This window comes from Campylobacter sp. BCW_6466 (assembly GCF_001762835.1).
In the GTDB taxonomy this organism is placed as follows: domain Bacteria; phylum Campylobacterota; class Campylobacteria; order Campylobacterales; family Campylobacteraceae; genus Campylobacter_D; species Campylobacter_D jejuni.
Map to the genome: position 1 here is coordinate 52,654 of NZ_MJXO01000065.1, position 5,470 is coordinate 58,123.

7 protein-coding genes are annotated in these 5,470 nt (G+C 30.3%); 6 read left to right on the plus strand and 1 reads right to left on the minus strand.

The window, feature by feature from the left end; all coding sequences use genetic code 11:
- Positions 1-237: 237 nt before the first annotated feature.
- Positions 238-957: an XRE family transcriptional regulator gene (locus AJ887_RS06635; RefSeq protein WP_052858054.1), complete on the minus strand. Its 720-nt coding sequence runs from the start codon at positions 955-957 to the stop codon at positions 238-240.
- A gap of 272 nt (positions 958-1,229) precedes the next feature.
- On the opposite strand from AJ887_RS06635, the gene AJ887_RS06640 reads away from it, so the two are divergent.
- From AJ887_RS06640 to AJ887_RS06665, 6 genes are all read left to right on the plus strand, one after another.
- The gene (locus AJ887_RS06640; protein ID WP_002790505.1) at positions 1,230-1,430 is read left to right on the plus strand and encodes a hypothetical protein; all 201 of its coding nucleotides are present in this window, start codon (positions 1,230-1,232) and stop codon (positions 1,428-1,430) included.
- On the plus strand, positions 1,431-3,599 hold the full coding sequence (locus tag AJ887_RS06645) for a Mu transposase C-terminal domain-containing protein (protein WP_070285013.1): 2,169 nt from the start codon (positions 1,431-1,433) through the stop codon (positions 3,597-3,599). It begins immediately after the preceding gene.
- 88 nt (positions 3,600-3,687) lie between these two features.
- Positions 3,688-4,545: an AAA family ATPase gene (locus AJ887_RS06650; protein WP_002790751.1), complete on the plus strand. Its 858-nt coding sequence runs from the start codon at positions 3,688-3,690 to the stop codon at positions 4,543-4,545.
- On the plus strand, positions 4,542-4,733 hold the full coding sequence (locus tag AJ887_RS06655) for a sigma factor-like helix-turn-helix DNA-binding protein (protein WP_070284647.1): 192 nt from the start codon (positions 4,542-4,544) through the stop codon (positions 4,731-4,733). The genes AJ887_RS06650 and AJ887_RS06655 overlap by 4 nt, the downstream gene beginning before the upstream one ends.
- A complete protein-coding gene (locus AJ887_RS06660; RefSeq protein WP_057980536.1) occupies positions 4,730-4,915 on the plus strand; it encodes a hypothetical protein in 186 nt (61 codons plus the stop codon). Before AJ887_RS06655 ends, AJ887_RS06660 begins: the two co-directional genes overlap by 4 nt.
- A 56-nt stretch (positions 4,916-4,971) precedes the next feature.
- Positions 4,972-5,403: an SA1788 family PVL leukocidin-associated protein gene (locus AJ887_RS06665; RefSeq protein WP_002865075.1), complete on the plus strand. Its 432-nt coding sequence runs from the start codon at positions 4,972-4,974 to the stop codon at positions 5,401-5,403.
- Positions 5,404-5,470: the final 67 nt, after the last annotated feature.

Sequence of the window (5,470 nt, forward strand, 5' to 3'; positions counted from 1 at the left end):
AAGCTTATATTTTGATTAATACTAATTTTATGATTTATTTATAATTTTTATCTATATTAAATATATAAAGATATGTAAAAAAGTAAAGTGAGAGAAATTTTAATCAAAGTATTATTTTATAGTATTTTGATGAGATTTTTTTAGAAATCAAAGTGAGCTTTTATCTTTACATTTTTTTACATTGTGCTTTACACATTTTTACATTCTTTTTACAAATACTTTACAAAGCTTTTAAAATCATATTACAGACCTTAAAACTTTACCTTTTATAAAAAGTGGAGTTTGCGATTCATCTAATTTTATGCTGTAGCTTTTATACTCTTTATTTACGCTGATTATTTCTAGGATATTTTCGAAAGGATTAAGTTGCAAAAGCTTTACCATAAGTTGACCATTATAATTTAACACATACAATCCATCGCCTTTAAAATCGGCACTTTCTTCAAAAATCACCCAGCTATCAGGAAAAAGCATAGGTGTCATAGAATACCCATCTACGCGAATAGCTTTTATACTAGCACTTGGAATTGTTTTGAAAAAGGCTTTGTCTATAGCCATAAGCTCTCCGCTCTCATAACATTCTAATCCTTCTAATTCATTCCCACCTCCAGCAGAAGCACTAATATTAAGCTTAGGGATATAATAAAAACTCTCTTCCTCTGTTTCTTTAAGGTTTGTTTGATTAATGGACACTTTATTGCTATTAATGGACAAATTCTTACCACTAATGGACATTTTATTATTTTTACTAATGGACAAATTATCATTAAAATAATCTATGCTTACTTCAAACGCATCTGCAATTTTTTTTAAATTTTCTATAGTTGGATTTTTTTTAGCATTATTGCTCTCATATAATTGTATCGTTGACTTACCTATACCAGAATATTGTGCTAACTCGGTTTGTGTCCAGCCCTTATTTTCTCTTAATGCCCTAATTTTTTGTGCTAAATTCATAAAATATCCTTGACAAACCTAATATATTAGGCTATAATTCTATTACTTTTAAAAGAATTGTATCACAAAAAGATTTTTTTTAAAAGTGGTTTGGGTGGGTTGGGGAGAATATCACTTTTGGAGCTTTAAAATGAAAGTTTTAAAGTGTAAAAAGGTGGTTGTAAAACTCAAAGTTTGGAAGCTAAAAATCACTTTCAAACTTGAGTTATAAAATCATCTTTACCACTCCTTTTTTGGAGTGGTTTAGGTGATTATACCATAAAGGAGTAAAAATGCGTAAAAGCTTTACAAGTTTAACTGAGCAAATGAGTAAAAAAGGCTTTAAGCTTCGTACTTGGGCTAAATTTAAAAAGTTAAATGAAAGCGATTATAGACTGCTTTTAAATATGAGCTATGGCAAAACAAAAGGTATAAGAGGCAGAGCTAAAGAATTAAAAGAAATGCTAGAAAAAGATGGATTTAAGGTGGCTTGAATGTGGATAAGCAGTAAAGAATTTGCATTAAAGAACAATATTGATTATTTTACTCTTGCTAAATCTGTAAAAAGAGCTAAGAACAAAGGTAAAAAATTTTGCTATTTAAAACCTAATATATTAGGCTTTAATTATACTCAAGGCAAAGGACGCGGTGGTAAAACCCTTCAAATCTGGTCTAAACCTTTAAGCATGGAGGAAGCACAGCTAGTAGAGCAAGGTTTTAACATAGAAGATATAAGCAATACTACTACTATAACTCCTAAAACAACACAAGAAGTTTTAAGCAAAGCATTAAACGATGATGTTTTGCTTAAAAATTCTAAAGCTTTGCAAGTGCAAAATACTAACAAAACTTTGACAAAACCTAGCGAAAATGTAGAGTCCAATAAAAGCACAAAAGAATTTAACGCACAAGAAAATCTACTTATAAACAATGCAAACAGCTTAAGCCTCTTTGCAAAAGCCAGTTCTAAAAAGCAAAATTTAGCCTTACAAAAAGCAGCTGTGGTTAAAGAATGGCTCCATGCTAAAGGCAAGATAAACACAAATGATTTTATAAATTACATTAACGCTAAAAAAATCTATGAGTTTAAGCTCACACAAAACAAACTCTTTGCTTGGCAAAAAGAATACTTAGCAAACGGACTTGATGCTTTAATAGATAAAAGAGAAAATAAAAAAGATGATGCCATTAGCACTCTTGGTATAAAAGAGCTTTTTATAAATACCTTACTTGCTCAAAAAGGAAGGCTTAATGCTTCTAATATCCATCGCATTATCAATTATGAATTAGCAAAAAATGGCAAGTTAGATTTAAAAGATTTTCTAGGCAAAAAAGATGAATTTATAAGCTATGAGTGTGTTTTAAGAAGTATGAAAAAATACTTAAAAGAAAACAAACTCATAAAAAATATCATCTTGTATGGCGAAGATGGAGCTATAAGCAGACATCTGCCAGCACTTGGGGTGAGTAATTGGAAAGTAAATACCATCAATGAAATCGTAGAAATTGATGCAAGTCCACTTGATGCTATTTGTAAAGTAGATTTTATCAATGAAACTTATGGCTTAAAAGGTGATGAGTGTTCTTGGCATAAACGCTACACTATAATATCATTAATCGATACTTATAGCGGTGTAACTAGCTTTTATCTAGGCTTTAGTGAAGATAGTTTAAGCATAGCAAGAGCCATTGCAAAATACATCAGCACTTATGGCGTTCCAAAATGCATACACTCAGATAATGGCAAGGCATTTTTAAGTAAAAATGTCAAAGCTCTTTTAGAGAGATTAAACATTGATTATAAAGCGATGCCAGCTTACAGTGGCTGGAGTAAGCCTTATGTAGAAAATAAATTTAAAGACTTACAAAACTCACTCACAGCCAATCTCGTCGGATATATAGGAGCTAACATCAAAGAAAGACAGGCTATTGAGTTTTTTTATTCTAAAAAAGAAAGAAGACTTAAAAAAGGCTATAAGACAAATCAAAGAAGACTTAAAACACTTGAGTATATGAGAGAGTGTATTGATGATTATAGTGCGTATTTTATGAATAATAAATGGCTTGACCGACTAGGTGCCACTCCAAAAGAAAGTTTTGAAGCAAAGATTAGCGATGCTATTAGTATAGATGAGCTTAGCCTTAGTATGTATTTAGGCGGTGAATTAAAGCTTAGAAAGGTTCTAAATAAAGGATTAAGTCTTAATGGAACTCTTTTTTATAATCCAAAATTATACACCCATGAAGAAGTGTTTGTGTGTGAAAATCTTAATAACCAAAACGAAATCTTTTGCTTTGATAAACAAAAAGAACTTATTTGTGTAGCAAACAACTTAGATTTAGAACTTGGGGTAAGCATTGAAGAAGCTAAAGTTGCTAGAAAACTTGTAAATAGAGCCATAAAAGCAAATAAAGACAAAATCGATAAGCAAAGAATGATTTTAGAAAAGAATATGGAAAAGTATTTAGCTCTTGGCAAGGAAAAACTAGAAAAAGTTAAAGCTCCAAAAACAAAAGCTAGTAACAACGCTAAAAAAGAACTTGAATTTTCAAAAGCCCTTGTTAGCAATGGTGATTTTGAACATTTGAGTACAAAAGTTATAAAAGATACCAAATGCAAAATTCCAAAATGGGAAAATGCTGCCAAAAAGGCAGGGTATTAAAAGTCTTTAAAAGCTTTTAAAGTCTATTTAAACACGCTTTGAAAGTTTTTAAAAGCTTTTAAAAAAGCTTAAAAACAAAAGGATTTATATGCAAGAACTAAGCAAAGAATTAGAATGCTTTTTAGAACAAAGCGGTATGAAGCCAAGTGCATTGGCAAGAGCGATTGGTGCGAGTGCTTCTTTAATCTCACAGATTAAAAGTGCAAGCTATAAAGGTGATGTGGCTTTATGGAGTAAAAAGATAAGAGATTTTATCGCTAATCACAAAGATAAGCAAAATGAAAAACCTAAAAAAGAACAACTTTTTAGAAGCCGTGATTTTTCTATGGCTACTTTTGTAATGAGCGAAGCTGTAAATGAAAAAGAAATCGCACTTATTTTTGGAGAAGCAGGAACAGGAAAAACCACTATTATAAACGAGTTTATTAAAACCAGACCACAAAGTATTTTAATAGAGGCAACTTGTCATACAAGTGTGGGTGTAATGCTTGATGAGCTTTTAAATGCTCTTAAAATCGAAGCAAATAGCAACAATGCTTCAAAACTAAAAGCAATTGCAAGATTTTTAAAGACCAATGAAAAGATTTTAATCGTAGATGAAGCCGAATATCTGCCACTAAAGGCTTTGGAGGATTTAAGACGCATTGCGGATTTTGCTAGAGTGCCTCTTATTTTAGTAGGAACTGAGATTTTATACAAAAACCTAATGGGTAAAAACAAAGAGCTTAAACAACTTTACTCAAGGATTTGTGGTAAATGGATGATGAGAGGACTTAGCAAGGAAGAAAGTGATGAGTTTTTTGGCAAGGGCTATTTTAAATTTAGCAATGGTAATTTTAGAAGCTCTGCAAAGCTTTTAAAAAAGGCCTTAAGACTTGCAGAACTTGAAGAGTGCGAAATCAATGATGAGTTATTAACTAGTGCAAGCGAGATGGTTATATTATGAGTTTTGAAGAGATAGCTAAAGAACTTAATCTTAGCGTGACACGCGTTCATCAAATCTATACTGAAGCTTTTAGAAAGTTAAAGAGTCCTAAAAATAAAGACAAGTGGATGGCTATCTTTGAAACGATTGACTTAATCAAAAAAGAAGAAGCAAAGAAAGAAAACTTAATACAAGGAGAGAAAAAATGATACCAATGATTAAAGGTGAGAAAGCTGATTATAGTAGAAGTCTTTTTGAAGTAAGAGGCGTAGGGATTTATTACAAGCAAAGTGGAGTGTTTGTAGATGTTTTAAAAGGAATTTATCCTGATTATATTGCAAAAAAAATCATTCGTTTTCATTTGGGTAAAAAGCTTAACAAAAGTGCTTAAATTAAAAGCACTTTGATTAAGTTTTTTAAAACTTAAATTTATTTAGAAAGGGAAAAATGCAGTTAAGTTATTATTGTTTTAAAGATAGAAAAAAAAGAAAAATGCCTTTAGATACACCATTAAATACTAAAAATTTTAAACTTAAAGATAAGCTTGGTTTAAACATAAAAGAACAAATAGAAATTTGTAATAAATATGGGATTACTCACAAGCTTTATGTGAAAAGAAAAGAAAAAGGTTGGAGCTTAAAAGAAATTTTAGAAACTCCAAAAGGAGACAAGCGTTTTAAATATATTATTATCGATGATATCAGAAGAAACAAACAAGCAGTTAGCCTAAACAGTCATAGTAAATTTGGTAGAAATGTTTTACATTTAGGAAATATGAGCAAAAAAGCTAACTTGCATTTTAAATATTCAAAACTTGATCATCTAGCCTTGCAAAATAATTTATACCAAGATAAAAATGGAGTAATTAAGGCGTATTAGAAAATTTAACAAATCTACTAAGGTGGATTTGATTAAGTTTTTTAAAACTTAAATTTATTAGAAAGGA

Bases quoted from the DNA above. Each gene is read 5' to 3' on its own strand.
- AJ887_RS06665 (WP_002865075.1), top strand. From the start codon at position 4,972: ATGCAGTTAAGTTATTATTGTTTTAAAGATAGAAAAAAAAGAAAAATG.
- AJ887_RS06660 (WP_057980536.1), top strand. From the start codon at position 4,730: ATGATACCAATGATTAAAGGTGAGAAAGCTGATTATAGTAGAAGTCTT.
- AJ887_RS06655 (WP_070284647.1), top strand. From the start codon at position 4,542: ATGAGTTTTGAAGAGATAGCTAAAGAACTTAATCTTAGCGTGACACGC.
- AJ887_RS06635 (WP_052858054.1), bottom strand. From the start codon at position 957: ATGAATTTAGCACAAAAAATTAGGGCATTAAGAGAAAATAAGGGCTGG.
- AJ887_RS06645 (WP_070285013.1), top strand. From the start codon at position 1,431: ATGTGGATAAGCAGTAAAGAATTTGCATTAAAGAACAATATTGATTAT.
- AJ887_RS06650 (WP_002790751.1), top strand. From the start codon at position 3,688: ATGCAAGAACTAAGCAAAGAATTAGAATGCTTTTTAGAACAAAGCGGT.
- AJ887_RS06640 (WP_002790505.1), top strand. From the start codon at position 1,230: ATGCGTAAAAGCTTTACAAGTTTAACTGAGCAAATGAGTAAAAAAGGC.